This window comes from Duganella hordei (assembly GCF_040369125.1).
GTDB classification, from domain to species: Bacteria; Pseudomonadota; Gammaproteobacteria; order Burkholderiales; family Burkholderiaceae_D; genus Rugamonas; species Rugamonas hordei.
Window position 1 is genome coordinate 332,972 of sequence record NZ_BPWI01000005.1, and the last position, 16,896, is coordinate 349,867.

The 16,896-nt window shown below is 66.8% G+C and carries 17 protein-coding genes; 13 read left to right on the forward strand and 4 right to left on the reverse strand.

The window, feature by feature from the left end; all coding sequences use genetic code 11:
- Window positions 1-897, reverse strand: a complete 897-nt coding sequence (locus tag ABWW33_RS14625) for a LysR family transcriptional regulator (RefSeq protein WP_353402428.1) — start codon at window positions 895-897, stop codon at window positions 1-3.
- Between the two features lie 102 nt (window positions 898-999).
- Between ABWW33_RS14625 and ABWW33_RS14630 the strand changes: the two genes are divergently transcribed.
- Entirely contained in the window at window positions 1,000-1,842 is an 843-nt protein-coding gene (locus ABWW33_RS14630) for a type 1 glutamine amidotransferase domain-containing protein (RefSeq protein WP_353402430.1), read from the forward strand.
- Between the two features lie 64 nt (window positions 1,843-1,906).
- Here the strand turns inward: ABWW33_RS14630 and ABWW33_RS14635 are convergent, their stop codons facing one another.
- Complete coding sequence (locus ABWW33_RS14635) at window positions 1,907-2,356, reverse strand: GNAT family N-acetyltransferase (protein ID WP_176653915.1); 450 nt, start codon at window positions 2,354-2,356, stop codon at window positions 1,907-1,909.
- Window positions 2,357-2,435: 79 nt separating this feature from the next.
- The gene (locus tag ABWW33_RS14640; protein ID WP_353402432.1) at window positions 2,436-3,164 is read right to left on the reverse strand and encodes a substrate-binding periplasmic protein; all 729 of its coding nucleotides are present in this window, start codon (window positions 3,162-3,164) and stop codon (window positions 2,436-2,438) included.
- A gap of 70 nt (window positions 3,165-3,234) precedes the next feature.
- Here ABWW33_RS14640 and ABWW33_RS14645 point away from each other — a divergent pair, with 70 nt between their 5' ends.
- Window positions 3,235-3,858: a flavin reductase family protein gene (locus ABWW33_RS14645; RefSeq protein ID WP_176653917.1), complete on the forward strand. Its 624-nt coding sequence runs from the start codon at window positions 3,235-3,237 to the stop codon at window positions 3,856-3,858.
- On the opposite strand, the gene ABWW33_RS14650 is transcribed toward ABWW33_RS14645, so the two are convergent.
- The gene (locus tag ABWW33_RS14650; RefSeq protein WP_353402434.1) at window positions 3,849-5,495 is read right to left on the reverse strand and encodes a methyl-accepting chemotaxis protein; all 1,647 of its coding nucleotides are present in this window, start codon (window positions 5,493-5,495) and stop codon (window positions 3,849-3,851) included. The two genes, ABWW33_RS14645 and ABWW33_RS14650, sit on opposite strands and share 10 nt — an antisense overlap.
- 346 nt (window positions 5,496-5,841) lie before the next feature.
- Between ABWW33_RS14650 and ABWW33_RS14655 the strand changes: the two genes are divergently transcribed.
- The 11 genes from ABWW33_RS14655 (at window position 5,842) to ABWW33_RS14705 (ending at window position 16,868) form a co-directional block, all read left to right on the forward strand.
- Window positions 5,842-6,936 (forward strand): porin, encoded by a 1,095-nt coding sequence (locus ABWW33_RS14655; RefSeq protein WP_218087925.1) that lies wholly within the window; start codon window positions 5,842-5,844, stop codon window positions 6,934-6,936.
- Between the two features lie 31 nt (window positions 6,937-6,967).
- Complete coding sequence (locus ABWW33_RS14660) at window positions 6,968-8,359, forward strand: MFS transporter (protein ID WP_353402435.1); 1,392 nt, start codon at window positions 6,968-6,970, stop codon at window positions 8,357-8,359.
- Between the two features lie 14 nt (window positions 8,360-8,373).
- Window positions 8,374-9,798: a 3-isopropylmalate dehydratase large subunit gene (gene leuC, locus ABWW33_RS14665; protein WP_353402646.1), complete on the forward strand. Its 1,425-nt coding sequence runs from the start codon at window positions 8,374-8,376 to the stop codon at window positions 9,796-9,798.
- Window positions 9,795-10,445 carry a 3-isopropylmalate dehydratase small subunit gene (gene leuD, locus ABWW33_RS14670; RefSeq protein WP_353402437.1) on the forward strand — a complete coding sequence of 217 codons (651 nt, stop codon included), beginning with the start codon at window positions 9,795-9,797 and terminating at the stop codon, window positions 10,443-10,445. Before leuC ends, leuD begins: the two co-directional genes overlap by 4 nt.
- Window positions 10,446-10,544: 99 nt before the next feature.
- Window positions 10,545-11,498, forward strand: a complete 954-nt coding sequence (locus tag ABWW33_RS14675; protein ID WP_353402439.1) for a LysR family transcriptional regulator — start codon at window positions 10,545-10,547, stop codon at window positions 11,496-11,498.
- 158 nt (window positions 11,499-11,656) lie between these two features.
- A complete protein-coding gene (locus ABWW33_RS14680) occupies window positions 11,657-12,847 on the forward strand; it encodes an FAD-dependent monooxygenase (RefSeq protein ID WP_353402441.1) in 1,191 nt (396 codons plus the stop codon).
- 23 nt (window positions 12,848-12,870) lie between these two features.
- Window positions 12,871-13,398 (forward strand): VOC family protein, encoded by a 528-nt coding sequence (locus tag ABWW33_RS14685; protein ID WP_353402443.1) that lies wholly within the window; start codon window positions 12,871-12,873, stop codon window positions 13,396-13,398.
- Window positions 13,398-14,732: a fumarylacetoacetase gene (gene fahA / locus ABWW33_RS14690; RefSeq protein WP_353402445.1), complete on the forward strand. Its 1,335-nt coding sequence runs from the start codon at window positions 13,398-13,400 to the stop codon at window positions 14,730-14,732. Before ABWW33_RS14685 ends, fahA begins: the two co-directional genes overlap by 1 nt.
- Window positions 14,732-15,490 (forward strand): alpha/beta fold hydrolase, encoded by a 759-nt coding sequence (locus tag ABWW33_RS14695; protein ID WP_353402446.1) that lies wholly within the window; start codon window positions 14,732-14,734, stop codon window positions 15,488-15,490. Before fahA ends, ABWW33_RS14695 begins: the two co-directional genes overlap by 1 nt.
- A 41-nt stretch (window positions 15,491-15,531) precedes the next feature.
- The gene (locus ABWW33_RS14700) at window positions 15,532-16,332 is read left to right on the forward strand and encodes an FAD binding domain-containing protein (protein WP_176653927.1); all 801 of its coding nucleotides are present in this window, start codon (window positions 15,532-15,534) and stop codon (window positions 16,330-16,332) included.
- A 23-nt stretch (window positions 16,333-16,355) separates the two neighbouring features.
- Window positions 16,356-16,868, forward strand: a complete 513-nt coding sequence (locus ABWW33_RS14705; protein ID WP_176653928.1) for an SRPBCC family protein — start codon at window positions 16,356-16,358, stop codon at window positions 16,866-16,868.
- The last annotated feature ends 28 nt before the right edge of the window (window positions 16,869-16,896 follow it).

Sequence of the window (16,896 nt, forward strand, 5' to 3'; positions counted from 1 at the left end):
TCAGGCTGGCGCCAGACTGTCGATCAGCGCGCGGCAGGCGGCCGACATGCGCCGGTGCGGCGCGTAGATCAGCGAGAACGGCTTGCTGCGGTCGCACAGCGCCGGCAGCACTTCCACCAGTTGTCCGTTGCGCAGTCGTTCCTCCACCACGAAGCGGTAGGTTTGGCAGATGCCCAGCCCCTGCTGCGCCATCGACACCACGCCCAGCACGTCGTCGGCCACCCGCATGCGCGGCGGCGCCAGCCAGTCGACGTCGCGGCCGTCGACGCGCAGCAGCCACGGCGCCTGTCTGCCGGTGCTGGGCAAGGTGAAGGGCAGGCAGGCGTGCGCGGCCAGTTGCTCCAGGTCCTGCGGCGTGCCCGCTCGCTGCAGGTAGTCCGGCGCGGCGACCAGGCAGACCGGCGATTCGTCGAGGCGCCTGGCGACCAGCCCGCTGTCGGCCAGCTCGCCCAGGCGTATCGCCATGTCATAGCCTTCGTCGACCAGATCGACGTTGCGGTTCGTGATGCTCAGTTCGATGACGACCTTGGGATGCTGCTCCATGAACGGCCGCAGCAGTTGCGGCAGCCGGTAATGGCCGTAGCTGGTCGGCGCGCTGATGCGTATCGTGCCGGACAACTCGCCGCCCCGGCCCTGGATCGCCCGCTCCGCGTCGGCGATCAGGCCGAAGGCGCTGCGGGCTTGCTCCAGGTAAAGCGTGCCGGCCTCGGTGACGCTCAGGCGGCGCGTGGTGCGGCGCAGCAGTTGCACGCCGAGCCGGCTTTCCAGCCTGGCCACGGCGCGGCTCAGCACCGACGGCGTGGTGCCGAGCGCCACCGCGGCGGCGCTGATCGTGCCCTTGTCGACGATGGTGACGAAAGCTTCCACATCCGCCATGTGATCGAATTGCCTGGCCATTCTAGCCTTTAAAGAACAAATGATTTGATTTTCAGATTATTTACACACTCTACAGTCATCAATACAGTAGCGCTACTGCAAAACACTACTCTGGAGCGCAATATGAACCACACCATCCTCAAAACCGCCGCCGGTGCCGTACTGGGCCTGGCGGCGCTCACCGCCAATGCCGCCAACGTGCTGGTGGTACTGTCTGACGCCGCGCAACTGGAGTTGCGTGACAATCGCAGCTTCAACACCGGCTTCTATGCCAACGAGTTGATGCAGCCGGTTAAAAAGCTGCTGGACGCCGGCCATGTCATCACCTTCGCCACCCCGCTGGGCAAGGCGCCGACACTGGACCGCCTGTCGGTCGACAAGGCCTATTTCGGCAACGACGAGGCCAGCATGCGCGAACACCTGGCGTTGCTGGACAAGCTGCAACTGACGTCGGCCCTGCATTCGCCGGTCATCAGCCTGGCGCGCGTGGAGCAGAACGGCTATGGCCACTATGACGCCATCTACATTCCCGGCGGCCACGCGCCGATGCAGGATTTGCTGCACAGCGCGCCGCTCGGCCGCTTGCTGCGCGACTTCCACGCCAACGCCAAGCCGACCGCGCTGGCCTGCCACGGTCCGATCGCCTTGCTGTCGGCAATGGAGCAGCCCGAGCAGTTCACCGCGGCACTGGCCGCCGGAGGCAAAGCCAAGGCGCCGGCCTGGATCTACGCCGGCTATGAAATGACGGTCTTCAGCAACGCCGAGGAAGACGCCTCCAAAGGCATGTTGAATGGCGGTGCCATGAAGATCTGGCCGCAAAACGCCCTGCAGCGCGCGGGCGGCGTCTATAGCAGCGCGGCCAATTGGCAAAGCTGGGTGGTGGCCGACCGCGAGCTGATCACCGGCCAGAACCCGGCGTCGGCAGTCGGCGTGGCCGACCAGCTGCTGGCGCGGCTCAAGCGTTGAATCAGGCATGGACGAGGCGACCTGCACGTGCCTCAGCTACGAGTTGACGTGCCGCCGCTGCCGTCTACCTCCCTTGCGGGGGCAGGAACATCTTCCGCTGCAACGGATTGACGTCTTTTTTCAGCATGGACGGCACGAACGGATCCTGCATGAACGCCAGCGACTTGTAGAACGATTCGGTGCCGTTGGCGGCCTCCAGCAGCAAGCGGCGTATGCCCAGGCCGTGGCAATACTGTTCGATGCGCTGCATGAACCAGTGACCGACGCCGCGGCCGCGAAACTTGCTGCTGACAATCACGTCGGCAACATAGCAAAACTCGGGCGGCGCCAGTTCAAGGCGCGCAATGGCGATCGGCTTCTTGTTGGATTCGACGCTGACCCAGACGATCTTGCCGCGCGGGTCGATTGCTTTGGGTTGTGGCGTATCGGGCCAGTCGGCGTCCTTGCGAAACGCGCTCAAGGCCTTGGGGGACAAAGGCGACTTCAGGGGAACAAACTGCAAATCTTCGTGCATACGTGTATTCAGCTAAGGGATACACGTAGGGTAAACGCCGCACGATAGGAGTACAAGCGGGGATTTGTATAGTCTTGTGTCAGTTGGGACGGAAGTGCGCCATCATGGCCTGGATGGCGCCGCGTTTTTTCAGCGACTGGATCGCCCTGTCGACGTTCGGCAGCGTCAGCTTGCCGTTTGGCGGCAGCGCGCAGTAGGTGTCGAAGGCCGACACCTTGTAGGCCACCGGATTGAGCAGCGCCCGTTCCGGATGGATCTTGCGCTGGTAATCGAAATACAGCGAGTTGGTCAGCATGTAGGCGAAGCGATAGCGCAGCAGCTTGGCCAGGTTCAGGTCGTCGCTGGCGGCATCGTCGCGGATGAAATCCTCGCCCAGCGGTTGCTCCAGATGACTGTAGCGGTAGCCGAGGATGGTGCCCATGCGCTGCCTGCGCAGTTCGTCCACGCTGCGTATCGCCGCCGTATCGCTGCGGCTGGCAATGATCTCGTTATTGGTGAAGATGGCGGCGCTCCACAGCCAGTCCTTGCCGTCGAGCCATTCCGGCCGCAGGTCGCACAGGATGTCGGCCTGGCCGGCCGCCAGCGGCACTTCGACCCGTTTGCGCGGCACCGTCAGGTAGCGCGGCGTCATGCCCAGCTCGCGCGCCAGCGCATCGCCGAACTCCTTCAGCAGGCCGCCCGCCAGCACGCCGTCGCGGAAGTCCGTCATCGGCATCGCGCTGCCGGTCGATACCACATAGACCAGCTCGCCGGCCCGGGACGGCGCGGCCAGCAGCAGGGCGGCTAAAAAAAAGATGGGCAAGCTCATGCGGATATCATACTGCAGCCGCAGCGCTGCGGTCGAAGCGGGCGCCGCAGGCTTGTGCGAGAATGCCGCCATGGACGATCGCTATTTCTACCAACCGGCGCTGGGCCACGGCCTGCCGCACGACCCTTTCAACGCCATCGTCGGGCCGCGCCCGATCGGCTGGATTTCCTCGCGCGGCGAGGACGGCGGCCTGAACCTGGCGCCCTACAGTTTCTTCAATGCCTTCAACTACACGCCGCCGCTGATCGGCTTTTCCAGCCAGGGCCGCAAGGATACGCTGCGCAATATCGAGCAGACCGGCGAGTTCGTCTGGAACCTGGCGACCCGGCCGCTGGCCGAGGCGATGAACGCCAGCTGCGCGCCGGCGCCGCCGGAGGTGAGCGAGTTCGGGCTGGCCGGCCTGACGCCTGCGGCCTCGCGCATCGTCGGCGTGCCGCGCGTGGCCGAGAGCCCGGTGGCCTTCGAATGCAAGTGCAGCCAGATCATCCGGCTGCAAAGCGCGTCCGGCGAGCCGACCAACGGCTGGCTGGTGATGGGGGAGGTGGTGGGCGTGCACATCGCGCAAGAACTGCTGCGCGACGGCATTTACGACACGGCGGGCTCGCGGACCATCCTGCGCGGCGGCGGCCCGGCCGATTACTTCGAGATCAACCGGGACAACCTGTTCCGCATGCGCCGCCCCGACTATCCCTGAAGCGACCGCCGGCGCGCGGCGGGGGCCAGCGCGACCGCGCGTCCCCGGTTGGAACGTCCGGCCGGGGCGGTAGCTCCCGTCTGCGCGTGAGCCTGGTCGAGCTTGAACACGCCCACCAGCCCGGCCAGCGCATGGGCCTGCTCCTGCATCGCCGCCGCGGCGGCGGCCGATTCCTCGACCAGCGCGGCGTTCTGCTGCGTGACCTCGTCCATCTGGCCGATGGCCTGGTTCACCTGCTCGATGCCTGCGGTCTGCTCCTGGCTGGCGCTGGCGATGCGGGCCACGATGTCCGTTACGCGCTTGATGCTGGCGACCACCTGCTCCATGGTGGCGCCGGCCTGGTCGGCCAGCCTGGCGCCGGCATCGACCTTGCCGACCGAGTCGCCGATCAGGGTCTTGATTTCCTTGGCGGCCGCCGCCGACCGCTGGGCCAGCGTGCGCACTTCGGATGCCACCACCGCGAAGCCGCGTCCCTGTTCGCCGGCGCGCGCCGCTTCCACTGCGGCGTTCAATGCCAGGATGTTGGTCTGGAACGCGATGCCGTCGATGACGCTGATGATGTCGACGATCTTGTTGGCCGATTCATTGATCGCGCCCATGGTGGCCACCACTTCGCCCACCACCGCGCCGCCGCGCACGGCCACGTCGGAGGCGGTGATCGCCAGCTGGCTGGCCTGGCGCGCGTTGTCGGCGTTCTGGCGCACGGTGGTGGTCAGTTCCTCCATCGACGCCGCGGTTTCCTCCAGCGCGCTGGCCTGCTGTTCGGTGCGTCCGGACAGGTCCAGGTTGCCGGCGCTGATTTCCTTCGACGCCGTGGCGATGGTGTCGGTGCCGCCGCGCACCTCGCTGACGATGCCCACCAGGCTGTCGTTCATGTGGCGCAGGGCGCGCATCAGGGCGGCCGTCTCGTCGTTGCCGTGGATGTCGATGGTGCGGCTGAGGTCGCCCCCAGCCACCGTTTCGGCCATGCCGACGGCGGCGCGCAGCGGCCCGACGATGCCGGCCGTCAGCAGCCATGAGCAGCAGGCGCCGATCAGCAGGGCGGCGACGGCCAGCAGCGCGATCAGCTTGACGCTATAGGCGCGGATATCCTGGATAGACCGGCTTTGCGCATCCATTTGCTTGTGCTGTTGCGCCAGCAGTTGTTCCAGCAGGTCTTGGTAGCCTTTCGCGGCCGGGGTAAATAATTTTTCCAGCGCGCTGTCGGCCAGTTCGTGGTCGCCCTGCGCCTTGGCTTTCATCGCCGTGCTGGTCGCCTCGCGGTAGAGCTTGCGCTGGGCGTTGATTTTCACCAGCAGCGCGGCTTCCTCCGGCGTCGTCAACAAGGGTTCGATCTGCCTGGACAGGGCGGCGGAGCGTTGCGACGCGGTATCGGTCTCGTCCTTGAAGTAGGCCGCCACGCCGGGATCGCTGCTCTTGACGATGGCGCCGGTGCGGCGCACCGCGCCAAAGATCTGGGTATTCCACTCGGCGATCAGGCGCTCCTTGGCCAGCGGGGCCGACATCGCCTCAGACGCGGCGGCGATGTCATTCATGCGCCAGATGCTGAGCACGGTGGTGAAAAGCATCAGCGCCAGCATCAGGGCGAACCCCGCTCCCAGCCTTTTCCCGATATTGAACTTGGCAAACCACTTCATGTCCGTCTCCTAGCCGCAAGGCATTAATCGAAAAATTCTATTAATTGATAGAAAAAATTGATGTCTCAAATCGCGTCAATTATTTCTCGGCGGATATGATGCCGCATGATGTGCCATGGCCGCAATCGATTTCCGCACTATCTGACGTCGTGGCGGCGAGCGAGGTAATTGTTCGGGAAAACCGATTTATCGATAGAATCTTTTTGCTTATTCCAATTTAATTTTTCCCCTATATTGGAGCGACTCCGCACTCAAGACGGAAGAAGGAAACGGTTCGCGACAATGCTGCGCATTATGTGCCGTTGTTTATAAATCAAAACGGAGACTTATCATCAAATCCCAGATCCTGGTATGCGCGCTTGGCGCCCTTGCTTGCGCCGGCGCCTACGCCCAAACCACCAACCAGACCAGCGTCGTCATGTACGGCAGCATCGACGACGGCCTCGACTATGTCAGCAACGCCCACGGGGCGCACCTGTGGGCTGTCAACGCGGGCAAGCGTTCGCCCGACCGCATCGGCTTCCGCGGCACCGAAGATCTCGGCGGCGGCCTGAGCGCCTTCTTCAAGCTCGAAACCGGCTTCAATTCCGACGCCGGCACGCAGGCCAATCCAACCAAGCTGTTCAACCGCTACGCCACGGTCGGCCTGACCAGCAATACGCTGGGCACGCTCACGCTGGGCCGCATGCCCGACTTCGCCTACGACTATGTGGGACCGCTGAACAACAGTATTCCCGGCATCTCCTGGGCTTATTCGCCAGGCAACCTGGATAACCTGGCCAATGTGTACGGCATCGACAACGCGGTGCGCTATGAAACGCCGGTCGTCGACGGCCTGCAGGTCGGCGTGATGAACGGCTTTGGCGAGGATCCGAGCAATTTCTCGCGCAGCCGCCAGTATTCGGCCGGCTTCCGCTACAGCGGCAGCCAGTCGCGCCTGGCCGGTTCGTATTCGATGTTCCACAACCGCACGGCCGACCTGAAAAGCGTGTTCGGCGTCACCAGCGTGCTGGGCCAGAACCTGAGCAACAGCGTGTTCAACGCCGACCGCTACAGCACCATTGTCCTCGGCGGCTCTTACCAGATCGGCATCTTCATCCCGCACGCGACCTTTACCCAGGTGTCGTTTGAAAACAATCGCGGCGAGGAGGAGCAGCGCAACCTGCAGGCCGGCGTGAACGTCGACCTCAGCGGGGGCCAGAAGCGGCGCTTCCTCGGCGTCTCGGCCGCCCACTCGACCTTCATGGACATGAAGTACAACCAGTTGAACCTGTTCGTCAGCCAGCACTTGAGCCTGTACACCTTGTTCACCCAGGTCTATGCTGGTGCTTCGTATGTCCGCGCCAGCGGCAAAGGGGCGGTGGCAGGCGCCTTCGGCTATACGCCGTCGAGCGGCCAATCGCAGGCGCTGCTGCGCACCGGTGTACAAGTGCAGTTCTGAGCAGAAACAGCAATAACCAGAAAGGTGTTACATGTCTCAAAGCATTATCGACTACCAGCCTGCCGCCGGCGTGCCGGACCAGCATGCCGATCGCGGCGCCAGCTTGCTGACCCGCATGGAGAGCGTGCCGATTTCGCGCTGGCATATCAAGGCCCGGGTGGTAATGGGCAGCGCAACGTTTTTCGACGCCTTTGACGCTTTGTCGCTGGCGTATGTGCTGCCGGTGCTGATCGGCATGTGGCACCTCAAGCCCGCCGACATCGGCGTGCTGATCGCGACCGGTTATCTGGGCCAGTTGATCGGCGCGCTGTTCTTCGGCTGGCTGGCCGAGCGCGTCGGCCGCGTCAAGAGCGAGTTCTGGACCATCCTGCTGATGTCGGTGATGAGTCTGGCTTGCGCGCTGACGGGCAACTTCGGCGCGCTGATGGTGTGCCGCTTCATCCAGGGCATCGGGGTGGGCGGCGGCAATCCGGTCGCCGCGGTCTATATCAACGAGCTGTCGCAGGCGCACAACCGCGGCCGCTTCTTCATGCTGTACGAACTGATCTTCCCGATCGGCCTGCTGGCCGCGGCGCAGGCTGGCGCGCTGATGGTGCCCAACGTGGGTTGGCAGTCGATGTTCCTGGTGGGCGGCATCCCGGGCCTGCTGATCGTCGGCTTCATCTGGTTCCTGCCCGAATCGCCGCGCTGGCTGATCGGCAAGGGCCGCTACGACGAAGCGGAAAAGATCATCGAAGGCCTGGAGGCCAGCACCGACCAGCGCATCGTGCCCAAGCCGCGTCCGGCGGCCGCCCTGGCGGCGCCGCGCAAGGCGGGCATGCGCGAACTGTTCTCGTCGTTCTATCGCAAGCGCACGCTGGTGGTATGGGCTTTGTGGGGCATCGCGTATTTCGTCGCCAACGGCCTGAACAACTGGCTGCCCAGCCTGTACAAGACGGTCTACCACCTGCCGCTGGGCGAGTCGCTGCGGCTGGCCTCGATGTCGAATGTGCTCAGCGTCATCTTCGTGCTGGTCTGCGCCTTCCTGGTCGACCGCGTCGGCCGCCGCCGGTGGGCGATGTGCGCGTTCGGCGTGGCCGCCGTGCTGCTGGTCGCGCTGTACCTGAGCGGCGCGCATTCGGCCTACACCGTCATGTTGCTGGGCTCGACCGCGTACGCCGTCATTGGCACCGTCACCATCATGCTGTTCCTGTACACGCCGGAAATCTACCCGACCCGCATGCGGGCCATCGGCACCTCGCTGGCGACGTCCTGGTTCCGCGCCGCCTCGGCCGCCAGCCCGGCCATCGTCGGCGTGGTGCTGGGCTCCAACGGCGTCGCCGTGGTGTTCCTGATGTTCGCCGGCGTCTGCGTGCTCGGCATCGTCGCCGCCAGGGGCATGACCGAGACGCGCCAGAAGTCGCTGGAAGAAATCGCACCCTGATGACCATGCCAGTCCTGCCGCGCACCCTCTACGACAAGCTCTGGGACGAGCACCTGGTCAGCATCGACGACGACGGCGCGGCCTTGCTCTACGTCGACCGCCACCTGGTCTACGAGGTGACCAGCCCGCAGGCGTTTGCCGGCCTGGCCGCGAGCGGGCGCCCGGTCTGGCGCGCGGGCGCCACGTTCGGCGTGTGCGACCACAATGTGCCCACCACCGGCCGCGCCAACGGCATCGCCGATCCGCTCTCGCGTCTGCAGGTGGAAACGCTGGAGCGCAACTGCGGCAGCCACGGCATCGCCCAGTTCCGCATGCAGGACCGGCGCCAGGGCATCGTCCACGTGGTCGCGCCCGAGCAGGGCATGACCTTGCCCGGCATGATGGTGGTGTGCGGCGATTCGCATACCAGCACGCATGGCGCGCTGGCCGCGCTGGCGTTCGGCATCGGCACCTCCGAAGTGGAGCACGTGCTGGCCACGCAGACGCTGGCCACGCGCAAGAGCCGCAACATGCTGGTGCGTATCGAAGGCGAGCTGGCGCCGGGCTGCAGCGCCAAGGATCTGGCGCTGTATCTGATCGGCCGCATCGGCAGCGGCGGCGCCGCCGGGCATACGATCGAGTTTGCCGGCGCCACGGTGCGCGCGCTGTCGATGGAGGCGCGCATGACCTTGTGCAACCTGGCGATCGAGGCCGGCGCGCGTTCGGGCCTGGTGGCGGTCGACCAGACCACGCTGGACTACCTGCGCGGCCGTCCGTTCGCGCCCAAGGCGGCGCAGTGGGACGCCGCGGCCGCGCACTGGCGCACGCTGGCGTCCGACCACGATGCCTGCTTCGACCGCGCGCTCGAGATCGACGCCGCCGCGATCGCGCCGCAGGTGACATGGGGCACGTCGCCCGAGATGGTGGCGCCGATCGGCGGCGCCGTTCCCGATCCGGCGCGCGAGGACGACCCGGCGCGCCGCCAGGCGCTGGAACACGCGCTTGCCTACATGGACCTGGCGCCGGGCACGCCGATGCGGGATATCCGCATCGACAAGGTCTTCATCGGTTCCTGCACCAACGGCCGCATCGAAGATTTGCGCGCCGCCGCAGCCGTACTCGCCGCCAGCGGCGGGCGGATCGCGGACAACATCGCGCTGGCGCTGGTGGTGCCGGGCTCCGGCCTGGTCCGCGAGCAGGCCGAGCGCGAAGGCCTGGACCGCATCTTCAAGGACGCCGGATTCGAGTGGCGCGAGCCGGGCTGCTCGATGTGCCTGGCCATGAACGACGACCGGCTGGCGCCGGGCGAACGCTGCGCCTCGACCTCGAACCGCAATTTCGAAGGACGCCAGGGAGCCGGCGGGCGCAGTCATTTGCTCAGCCCCGCCATGGCGGCCGCCGCCGCGCTGGCCGGCCGCCTGGCCGATGTCCGCAGCTTGGCCGGGGAGGGCGCGCAATGAAGCCGGTCACGATCGTGGAAGGACTGGCCGCGCCATTGCGGCGCGATAACGTCGACACCGACGCCATCCTGCCCAAGCAGTTCATGAAATCGGTGGCGCGCACCGGCTTCGGCCCCAACCTGTTCGACAGCTGGCGCTACCTGGACGCCGGCGAACCGGGCCAGGACCATGCGCGCCGTCCGCTCAATCCGGACTTCGTGCTGAACCAGCCGCGCTATCAGGGCGCGCGCATCCTGCTGGCCGGACGCAATTTCGGCTGCGGCAGCTCGCGCGAGCATGCGCCGTGGGCGCTGCTGGAATATGGCTTCGAGGTGATCATCGCGCACAGCTTCGCCGACATCTTCCGCCAGAACTGCGGCAAGAACGGCGTGCTGCCGGTCGAGCTGGACACCGCCTCGATGGAACAGCTGTTCGCCGCCGCCGAAAGCGCCGTGGGGTGCCGCCTGCGCGTCGACCTGGAACGGCAGCGCGTCATCGGTGCGCACGGCTTCACGGCCGGCTTCGACATCGCGCCGTTCACGCGCCACTGCCTGCTCAACGGCCTCGATGAAATCGGCCTGGCGCTGCAGCAGCGCGAACGCATCGCCGGCTTCGAGAGCGAACGCCTGCGGCGCTTCCCGTGGCTGGCCGCCAACCTCTGCGATTGAGGGACGGTACCCGCTGTCATCCGCTGCTGCCGCTGCTGCCGCTGCTGCTAGAATAGGATCTTCGCAATCTGCGGCAGCGCCCGCTTCATCGGACTACTCATGAATCTCTCGCTCAGGCAGCTCAAGGTCTTCATCGGGGTGGCCCAGGCCTCCAGCTTCACCAAGACCGCGCAGCGGCTGCACCTGTCGCAGGCGGCGCTGTCGGCCATCATCCGCGAACTCGAGACCCAGCTGCACTGCCGCCTGCTCGACCGCACCACGCGCTCGGTGGCGCTGACCGAAGCCGGGCGGATGTTCCTGCCCACCGCCACCCACATCGTCGCCACCATCGAAAACGCCGCGCTGGAGCTGCGCAAGATCGGCCGCGAGGAACAGCGCCTGCTGCGCGTGGGCGTCATGCCGCATATCGCCGTGAGCCTGATGCCGACAGTGTTGAGCCGCTTCGCCAGCCTGTACCCGCTGGTGCGGGTCGACGTCGTCGACAACACACCGGTCGAGTTGCTGCGCATGGTCGAGGATGGCGCGCTGGACGCCGCCTACGGTCCGTTCTTCCGCAAGGAATCCGGCGTCGAGCGCATGCCGATTTTTCCGACCCGGCTGATGCTCGCCATCGGCATGCAGGAAACCGACTGGCCGGATTTCAGCGCCGAAGCGGACACCTGGCGCGCGCTGCAGGGCGTGCCGCTGATCTGTTTTTCGGACGAGACGCCGATCCAGCGCATGGTCGAGGAAAACCTCAGCGCGGCCGCCGTCACCACCGGCAAGCGCACCCAGGTCGGCCATCTGGAAACGGCGATAGCGATGGCCGAAGCCGGCTTCGGCGTGGCCGTGGTGCCGTCGATCTCGGCCGCCGCCTGCCAGCGCTTCCGGGTGCGCCTGTACCCGATCGTTCCGTCCATCGAACTGCCGTTCTACTGCATCACGCGGGCGGGGCGCGGCAGCAATGAAACGCTGGGCCATTTGTCGGCCGTGTTCGAACAGGTGGCGCTGGATTACAGCGCCAAGGCCGGCGTCGTCAAGAAGGGCCGCGGACGCGGCAAGGCCGCGGCCTGACGCCATATGGCGCTGTTCGCCGTCTTCATTGTTTAGGCTTTTCGATTAAACGATAGATTCTTTTTGCTTCCGCTCTCCATGTGGATTCTTTATATTGGTTCAGCGACGGGGCCTGTCCGCCCCTTCATAAACAGTATAAAAAATTAGCGAGACAGCATATGAAAATCATCATCATCGGGGCCGGTCTCGGCGGCCTGACCGCCGCCAGCGCATTGCTCGACCGGGGCTTCGACGTCACCGTGCTGGAACAGGCCGCGCAACTGAAGGAAATCGGCGCCGGCGTGCAACTGAGCTCGAACGCCACCGGCGTCTTGTACCGCCTGGGCCTGGGGCCGGCGCTTGAAAAAATCGCCTCGGAGCCTGCCGGCAAGCGCGTGCGCCTGTGGAATACCGGCCAGTCCTGGCCCCTGTTCGACCTTGGCGCCATTTCGCGCGAGCGCTTTGGCTATCCCTACTTCACGCTGCACCGCGCCGACCTGCACACGGTGCTGGCCGACGGCGTGCGCCAGCGCAATCCGAACGCCATCCGCCTCGGCGTGAAGGTCGAGCGCCACGAGCAGCACGACGACGGCCGCGTCACCGTGCACGGCGCCAACGGCGACAGCTGGACCGCCGACCTGGTGATCGGCGCCGACGGCGTCCACTCGCGCACCCGCGAAGCCCTGTTCGGGCCGGATGCGCCGCGCTTCTCCGGCATCATGGCCTGGCGCGGCGTGATCCGCGCAGCCGACCTGCCGGCCCATATGCGTGAACCGTACGGCTCCAACTGGGTCGGTCCCGGCGCGCACGTGATCCAGTATCCGCTGCGCGGCGGTGAGCTGGTCAACTTCGTCGGCGCGGTCGAAGGCGGTGGCTGGGAAGTCGAATCCTGGTCCGAGCGCGGCACCCACGAAGAATGCCTGGCCGACTTCGCCGGCTGGCACGAGGACGTGCAAGCCATGATCCGCGCCATCGACGTGCCGTACAAGTGGGCGCTGATGGTGCGCGAGCCGATGCCGCAGTGGTCCAAGGGCAGCGTCACCCTGCTTGGCGACGCCTGCCATCCGACCTTGCCGTTCCTGGCCCAGGGCGCCGGCATGGCGCTCGAAGACGGCTACATCCTGGCGCGCGCGCTGGCGCAGTACGGCGGCGACCTGACGGACGCACTGCGCCGCTACGAGGCCGCGCGCCACGAACGCACCGCGCGCATCGTGCGCGGCTCGGCCGCCAACGCCGAACGCTTCCACAACCCGGCGCTGGCGCATGCCGAAGGCGCCGCCGCCTATGTCACCAGGGAATGGAGCGAGGAGCGCGTCAAGGAACGCTACGAATGGCTGTTCCAGTACGACGTCGACGCCGTTCCCCTGTAAGCCCAAACAACAAGGAGATCATCATGACCAATACGCCCGCCGTGCGCGGACTGCACCACTTCGCCTGGCGCTGCCGCGATGCCGAAGAAACCCGCTCCTTTTACGAGGACTTGCTCGGCCTGCCGCTGGTGCACGTGATCCGCCTCGACCACGTGCCCAGCACCGGCGAGTACTGCCCCTACGTGCACCTGTTCTTCGAGATGACCGACGGTTCGAACATCGCCTTCTTCGACCTCGGCGACAACGTCAGCGCCGAGCCTTCGGCCAATACGCCCGCTTGGGTCAACCACATCGCGTTGCGCGTCGACAGCGTGGAAGATCTCGAGACGATGAAGGCGCGCCTGCAGGCAGCCGGTGTCGAGGTGATCGGCCCGGTCGATCACCATTTCGTCAAGTCGATCTACTTCTTCGATCCGAACGGTTTCCGGCTCGAGTTCACCACGCCGGTCGGCACGCCGCAGATGCACGAAGGCTTCCGCCGGCAGGCGCGCGGCGCGATCGACAACTGGAGCGCTGAAAAAGAGGCGCGTCCGGCTCGAGAGGTGCATTGATGATCCAACTGAACGCCACCCACGATCCGGCGCGCCGCGCCTGGGTCGATAGCGCCAATCTCGCGGACGCCGAGTTCCCGATCCAGAACCTGCCGTTCGGCGTCTTCGACGATGGTGCCGCGCGCCGCGCCGGCGTCGCCATCGGCGACCAGATCGTCGACCTCGCCGCGCTGCTCGCACTGAAGCTGCTGGACGGCGACGCCGCCGAAGCGGCGCGCGCCTGCGCCGGCGGCAGTCTCAATGGGCTGATGGCGCTCGGCCCGCGCCACGCGTCGGCCTTGCGCGCCGCGCTGTCTGACCTGCTGCGCAGCGACAGTCCGCAACTCGAACAGGTGCTGGCGCAGCGCGAGCGCATCCTGGTGCCGATGTCCAAGGTATCGATGGCGCTGCCGTGCGAGATCGGCGACTACAGCGACTTCCTCACCTCGCTGCATCACACCGAACGCCATGGCCGCTACAAGGGCTTGAAGGATCCGCTGCCGCCGGCCTTCAAATCGCTGCCGATCGCCTACCACGGCCGCGCCTCGTCGATCCGCGTCAGCGGCGAACCGGTGGTGCGTCCGCACGGCCAGTACAAGAACGCCGCCGGCGCCGTGGAATACGGTCCGGCGCCGATGCTGGACTTCGAGCTGGAGCTGGCCGCGTTCGTCGGCCAGGGCAACCAGCTCGGCCAGCCGATCCCGGTGGGCGAGGCGAACGGACATATCTTCGGCTACTGCCTGCTCAACGACTGGTCGGCCAAGAGCATCCAGTGGTGGGAGCAGGTGCTCGGGCCTTTCCTCGGCAAGAGCTTCCTGTCCTCGATCTCGCCGTGGATCGTTACCCAGGAAGCGCTGGTGCCGTTCCGCATGCCAGCGCCGCCGCGCGGGTCCGGCGATCCCGACCCGCTGCCGCACCTGTCCGATCCGCGCGACCAGTCCCAAGGCGGCATCGACATCGGCCTGGAAGCCTGGCTGTCGACCCCCGCACGGCGCGCCGCCGGCGAAGGTCCGCTGCGCATCACCAGGACCCACCTGCGCAACCTGTACTGGACCTTCGGCCAGATGGTGGCGCATCACACCAGCAATGGCTGCAACCTGCGCCCGGGTGATTTGATCGGCAGCGGCACGATCTCCGGCGCCGACGACGGCGCGCGCGCCTGCATCACCGAACTGACCAACGCCGGCGCCGATCCGCTGAAAGTCGGGCCGGAGGAATTCCGCACCGCGCTCGAAGACGGCGACGAGATCGTGCTGCGCGCCCGCGCCGCCCGCAAGGGCGCGGTGACGATCGGCTTTGGCGAGTGCCGCGGCCGCATCGAGCCTGCGCGCGACCTGTCCGGCGGGAGCCGCTGATGCTGGGCCACATGCAGTTCGGGCAAGGCTCGCGCAAGGTGATGGTGTTGGGCGGCGCCTTCGGCTGGGCCGAGGACTGGACCGGCTTCCTGGCCGGACTCGATCCCGAGCGCGCCACCTGGGTGTTCGCCGACTACCGCGGCTATGGCCGCTCGCGCGGGCTTGATGGCGAGTTCAATTTCGACGAGGCGGCGGCCGACGTGCTGGCGCTGGCCGACAGCCTGGGCTGGGGGCGCTTCGCGCTGGTCGGCCACTCGATGGGCGGGGTGGCGATCCAGCGCGTGCTGCTGGCCGCGCGTCCCGGACGCATCGAGCGCATGGCAGCCATCGCCGCGGTGCCGGCCTGCGGCTCGCGGATGGACGAGCAGCGCCTGGCGATGTTCGGCAAGGCCGCCACCGATCTGGCGCAACGCCAGTTCATCCTCGACTTCTCGACCGGCAAGCGGCTGCCGTTTGCATGGCTGTGCCGGTTGGCGCGGGACTCGGCGGAGCAAAGCCTGCCGCAGGCGTTTGAAGGCTACCTGCGCGACTGGGGCATGGTGGACTTTTCCGACCGCGTGCAGGGCAACCCGACGCCGGTCAAGGTATTCATCGGCGCCAACGACCCGACCCTGACACGCGAGCTGATGGAACGCAGCTGGCTGGCCTGGTATCCGAACGCCGAGCTCGAAGTATTGGAGGGCTGCGGCCACTATCCGATGCACGAGACGCCGCTGGCGCTGGCCGCGGCGCTCGACAACTATTTGCAACAGCCCTGAACGGGCCGGCCGGCGGCGACGCGCGGCCACTGGAGAACAACGTGTACGCACTTAATTACGTCCGTCCGGACTCGCTGGCGCAGGCGCTGGCTTTGCTGGAAGAACACCCCGACGCCAAGCCGCTGTCGGGCGGGATGACGCTGGTGCCGACGCTCAAGCAGCGCCTGGCCGCACCGTCGCACCTGGTCGACCTGACCCGACTGGAGGAACTCAGGGGCATCGCGCTGGAAGGCGGCGTGCTGCGCATCGGCGCCGCAACCCGCCATGCCGAGGTGGCCGACAGCGCCGTGGTGCGGCAGGCGATACCGGCGCTCGCCTGCCTGGCCGGCCTGATCGCCGATCCGCAGGTGCGCAACCGCGGCACCATGGGCGGTTCGGTCGCCAACAACGATCCGGCGGCGGACTTCCCTGCGGCGGTGCTGGGGCTGGGCGCGACCGTGGTGACCAGCGCGCGTCGGTTGCCGGCCGATGACTTTTTCGTCGATATGTTCGAGACCGCGCTGGCGCCGGGCGAGCTGGTGGTGGCGATCGAGTATCCGCTGCCGCAGCGCGCCGCCTACCGGAAATACCGCCACCCGGCGTCCGGCTACGCGCTGGCCGGCGTGTTCGTGGCGGACTTCGGCGAGCACGTGCGGCTGGCCGTCACCGGCGCCGCGCCGTCGGTGTTCCGCTGGCGCGAGGCCGAGCAGGCGCTGGGCGCCGGCTGCGACGTGGCCGCGCTGGACGGCCTGCACATCGATCCCGACCTGCTGCTTGACGACGAGCGCACCCCGGCGCGCTACCGCGCCAACCTGGTCGAAGTATTCACCCGCCGCGCAGTCGCGGCACTGGCCGTCCGCTAGAGGCGGCCGAACAAGGAGACAACATGGAATTCAGCGGAACCCAAACCATCGCAGCCTCACGTGAAACCGTGTGGGCCGCACTCAACGACCCGGCCGTGCTGCAAGCCTGCGTGCCCGGCTGCGAATCGTTCAGCGCGCGCAGCGAGGATGAATACGAGGCCGTGGTGCAGGCCGCGGTCGGCCCGGTCAAGGCGCGCTTCAAGGGCAGCCTGACGCTGTCCGAGCGGCGCGCCAACGAAGGCTACCGCATCGCCGGCAAGGGCGAGGGCGGCGTGGCCGGCTTCGGCAAGATGCAGGCCGTGGTCACGCTGGCCGATGCGCCGGAGGCTGGCGCCACCGTGCTGACCTACGACGCCACGGCCGACGTGGGCGGCAAGCTGGCCCAGGTGGGATCGCGCCTGGTGGCCTCGGTGGCCAACCGCATGGCGGACGAATTCTTCAAGCGCTTCAGCGAGCAGCTGGCGCCGCCGGCCGAAGCCGTCGACGACGCCCCCGCCGCCGAGGGCGCGCCCAAAAAATGGTGGCAGCGCGGCTGAGCCACGGACAGTTATCAAGAACAGGCAG

Excerpts from the sequence above, each read along its gene's own strand:
- ABWW33_RS14625 (WP_353402428.1), bottom strand. The coding sequence starts at position 897 with ATGGCCAGGCAATTCGATCACATGGCGGATGTGGAAGCTTTCGTCACC.
- ABWW33_RS14630 (WP_353402430.1), top strand. The coding sequence starts at position 1,000 with ATGAACCACACCATCCTCAAAACCGCCGCCGGTGCCGTACTGGGCCTG.
- ABWW33_RS14635 (WP_176653915.1), bottom strand. The coding sequence starts at position 2,356 with ATGCACGAAGATTTGCAGTTTGTTCCCCTGAAGTCGCCTTTGTCCCCC.
- ABWW33_RS14640 (WP_353402432.1), bottom strand. The coding sequence starts at position 3,164 with ATGAGCTTGCCCATCTTTTTTTTAGCCGCCCTGCTGCTGGCCGCGCCG.
- ABWW33_RS14645 (WP_176653917.1), top strand. The coding sequence starts at position 3,235 with ATGGACGATCGCTATTTCTACCAACCGGCGCTGGGCCACGGCCTGCCG.
- ABWW33_RS14650 (WP_353402434.1), bottom strand. The coding sequence starts at position 5,495 with ATGAAGTGGTTTGCCAAGTTCAATATCGGGAAAAGGCTGGGAGCGGGG.
- ABWW33_RS14660 (WP_353402435.1), top strand. The coding sequence starts at position 6,968 with ATGTCTCAAAGCATTATCGACTACCAGCCTGCCGCCGGCGTGCCGGAC.
- leuD (WP_353402437.1), top strand. The coding sequence starts at position 9,795 with ATGAAGCCGGTCACGATCGTGGAAGGACTGGCCGCGCCATTGCGGCGC.
- ABWW33_RS14675 (WP_353402439.1), top strand. The coding sequence starts at position 10,545 with ATGAATCTCTCGCTCAGGCAGCTCAAGGTCTTCATCGGGGTGGCCCAG.
- ABWW33_RS14680 (WP_353402441.1), top strand. The coding sequence starts at position 11,657 with ATGAAAATCATCATCATCGGGGCCGGTCTCGGCGGCCTGACCGCCGCC.
- ABWW33_RS14685 (WP_353402443.1), top strand. The coding sequence starts at position 12,871 with ATGACCAATACGCCCGCCGTGCGCGGACTGCACCACTTCGCCTGGCGC.
- fahA (WP_353402445.1), top strand. The coding sequence starts at position 13,398 with ATGATCCAACTGAACGCCACCCACGATCCGGCGCGCCGCGCCTGGGTC.
- ABWW33_RS14695 (WP_353402446.1), top strand. The coding sequence starts at position 14,732 with ATGCTGGGCCACATGCAGTTCGGGCAAGGCTCGCGCAAGGTGATGGTG.
- ABWW33_RS14705 (WP_176653928.1), top strand. The coding sequence starts at position 16,356 with ATGGAATTCAGCGGAACCCAAACCATCGCAGCCTCACGTGAAACCGTG.